This window comes from Alteromonas sp. AMM-1 (assembly GCF_047290655.1).
Classification (GTDB): Bacteria; Pseudomonadota; Gammaproteobacteria; order Enterobacterales; family Alteromonadaceae; genus Alteromonas; species Alteromonas mangrovi.
Window position 1 is genome coordinate 1 of the sequence record NZ_JBLBUE010000247.1, and the last position, 3,548, is coordinate 3,548.

Genomic DNA, 3,548 nt, shown 5'->3' on the forward strand with positions numbered 1-3,548 from the left:
AGCTGAATAAACTGCTGACTCAGGCTAATAAAGCTTGCCGAGTCGACCTCTGAGAGATGCGCTTGAACCTGAACAGCAAACGCCTGAGGGCCTTGATTGACACGCTCTATACCAGTGCAGCCTGACACTGCCGAAACTGCCTTTCTATACCAGAATTTAACCGGCGCTATGCGCTGTTTGCGCCAGTGGGGGATAAAGTACAACGCTAGTAGCAGGCTGATGAGCCCCATGATGGCCAGTACCAGATACATGATTTTTTCACCGGTAACATTGCCCAACAATAATGCCAACAAATTTTGCTGGCGTTGGGCATCAAAACCAAGCACCCAGCGGCTCCATTGGTAATCCAATAAACTGTAGAGTGTTTGTAACTCAGCCAGAAAGGGTAATTGCTTTAAGCGGGCTAACTGGTTGTTTGCCAGAAAAGCGTCTTCTTCCACCGCTTGCTGAATGCCAAACTGGATACGATCGGGTGCAATGATGGCAGTAGGGTCCAGTCGCACCCAGCCTCGTTGGCCTATCCATGCTTCAACCCAGGCATGGGCGTCGTACTGATACACGCTCAGTACACCCGGTTGGAGTATTTCGCCGCCGTGGTAACCGGCAACCATTCTTGCAGGAATGTCCATTAAACGCAGCGCATAAGCCATTGCACTGGCATAGTGGGAACAAAAGCCCTGCTGGTGGGTAAACAGAAAATCATCCACCGGCTGGTCTGGCATAGCGGGTGGCGTGAGCGTGTAGGTAAATCCCTGGCTAACAAAGAAGTTTAATACTGCCTGAATGCGTGCTTCCAGCGTGTTATTTTGCTCTGCGATGCTTTTTGCCCAAGCCTGGGTGCGCGGGTTCAATGCGTCTATTTCGGGTTGCTGCAGGTTTAACCTGTGATCCAAAGATTCCAGTGTTTGACTCATATCGGCATTAGGATAAGAGCGCAAACGGTATGCCCGTCTGGTAGATAGCGGTGATTCACTGAGAATCTGGTAATCCGCGCCGCGCCAGATCATTTGATCGCTAGCATGGTCAGCCGGTACGGCTATATCGATTCCGTAAAGCCAGTGCTTGTTGGTTGGCTGGGCAATCACTTCGTATTGCCACCAACTACCGCTGAGTTTAGGTGCAAACTCATAATTGAGTAATCGGTATTGCTGACGAGCCTGCTTGCGAAGTGGGCTCACCGACCATTGCTTGCCGTCAAAATACTCCAGTGTAATAGCCCGCCAGTAGCGTTCATGAGGTTCTGGCACCGGACCCTCAAACGTAGCGCGAAAAACCAGATCGGACGATTTCGTGAGCGACGCAATATCGCCTGGTGACACCGTATCCGATAGCCCGGTTTCGGTGCTTTTGGCTACCGGCATTTTCCATAAAGGCGGGAGCTTGGGGATAATCAGGAACAGTAATATTGCAATAGGTAAAGCCTGCAAGCCCATGGTTACCACCCGCCTTACATGCCAAAGCACAGACTGGGATGGCGTAAAGTAACGGGCCAGTGCAACTAATAACGCAATGGTTAACACACCATAAAACAACGTCATAACAAAGGATTGGTGAAAGGTAAATCCCATCCCTATTACAAATAACGTGGTGCAAAACAGGTGAAATAAATCCCTGGGAGCATTCAGCAGCATGAGCTTGAGTGCCCCTGCCAGTATTAACAGGTTCACCATGGTGAGCAATAAGCCAATAGAGAAGCTGAACCACACCAGACAAACACAACACAACAGACCCAGTAAGTTTACGGTACGGCTACTCGGCACGGGTTGATACCAGCCAACATACATAACAATACGCATAACCGTTGCACAGATAGCAATTAATAACACCCAAAACAGCAAAGGTTCAAACAGGCTGATACTCAAAATACAAAATACACCGGCCATCAACAGGCTGGCGGTTTGGTTTCGTATTGGCTTATCAATTGGTTGCATAAGGGGTAACCGTTGTGCGGTAACGAGCAAGTTGCATCAGGCACTGGATTTTGTGTAATTCGCCACTGCCAGGCCCAATGGTTTGATTATCCAGCTTTAAGCCAAATGTTTGCTGCTGGCGGGTGAGTCGGTTGACCTGATAACTCAGCAGGCCCAGTGCTTTCTCCAATGGTTCATGTTGATATAATGCCAGGCTCAACCAGCCACTTTCCTGTTGCGATTGGGTAAAGGTTTTAGTGGCCAGCTCGCCGCCTTTGGCGGCTTGCTTCCAGGCAATCCGATGCATCGGATCACCGTGCTGGAATTGCCGCAGGCTTTCAAACTCATCAATGCCAGGTGTCGGCCCACTGGTGTCTCCTTGTGCAGTATCATTGCTGTCTAATCGCAATGACGATGGAATAGGGGCAGGGAACACCACCAGTTGTTGGTTAAAGTCCAGGTGCGTCCAGCAGCGAAAAAAACCCAGCGGGTAGGTAGATTGAATGGTGATTCTGGGCACCGTGAACACGCCTCGATTTGAGGTAGGTAACAAGAGTTTGAGTTGTTTTTCCCGATCAGCCCTTCGATTAACTGCAGTCAGCGACGTGCCGCGTACTGTCATTTGCAAGCCGCCGTGGAACGGCAACTGCGCATGTTTGTCTTCAAGTTGCATAACAAGCAGCGCGTGTTCACCTGCCACAACGGGAGAAATGGGTTTAAGTGCTAACGTGGTGGCCGTGAAATTACGGTAGCTAATAAACAGATGGAGTAAAAATACAGACAGCAAAAACTGACACAGCAACAGCATCAGGTTGTTCTGATAATTTGTGCCTAATAAAAATAAACTAACGCAGGTAAGCAGGTATCCCATGCCAAAACGGGTGGGAAAAATAAACACATTTTTCAAATGCAGGGTATAGCGATTACTGGCCGGGATCCGACGGCGTAACCAGCGTTCATGAACTTGATGAAAATGCGCAGACAACCTGGCAAACACGATTAAGCCGCCAGTGGGTCGGTGAGATCCAAAATCCGCTGGCTAAGCAAGCCGTCTTCCCGGTAATCGGTTTGGCTACCGCGCAATCTGTGCTCTGCAATCGCAGTAAATACTGCCTGAATGTCTTCGGGCAACACGAAATCACGATTGTGAAGAAAAGCCCAGGCCTGGGCGCCTCTTAACAGCGCTTTACTGGCTCTTGGCGAAAGGGGAAAGGGAAATTCGCTATTGTCCCGGCTTAGCTGAACCAATCGCAGCAAATAGTCCAGTATGGGCTCGCTGGCATGTACCTGCTCAACACTGCGTTGCCAGTTGGTTAACAGTGCCGGACTGATCGTTTCGGTTAATGCCGGCTTTACCGGTTGACTATGAGTTTGCTGTCTGAGCATGGCTTTTTCTGCCTCAGTATCCGGATAACCCAGGCTGATACGCATCAGAAAACGGTCTAATTGAGACTCCGGCAACGGGTAAGTGCCGGCCTGATATGACGGGTTTTGAGTGGCGATCACAAAAAACGGGGTCGGTAATGTATGGGTTTTTCCATCGACCGAAACCTGATTTTCTGACATGGCCTCGAGTAGAGCGCTCTGGGTTCGCGGAGTAGCACGGTTGATCTCGTCCGCGAGTAGTACCTGATTAAA

The 3,548-nt window shown here is 49.8% G+C and carries 3 protein-coding genes; all 3 read right to left on the reverse strand.

Features of this window, described 5'->3' with window-relative positions:
* Positions 1-1,931: transglutaminaseTgpA domain-containing protein (locus ACLR2L_RS19525; protein ID WP_413370608.1), on the reverse strand; the 1,931-nt coding region annotated here is incomplete at its 3' end.
* Positions 1,918-2,907: a DUF58 domain-containing protein gene (locus tag ACLR2L_RS19530; RefSeq protein ID WP_413370610.1), complete on the reverse strand. Its 990-nt coding sequence runs from the start codon at positions 2,905-2,907 to the stop codon at positions 1,918-1,920. The genes ACLR2L_RS19530 and ACLR2L_RS19525, both read right to left, overlap by 14 nt.
* Before the next feature lie 2 nt (positions 2,908-2,909).
* Positions 2,910-3,548, reverse strand: a 639-nt coding sequence (locus tag ACLR2L_RS19535) for an AAA family ATPase (RefSeq protein WP_413370612.1), incomplete at its 5' end; no start/stop codon positions are given.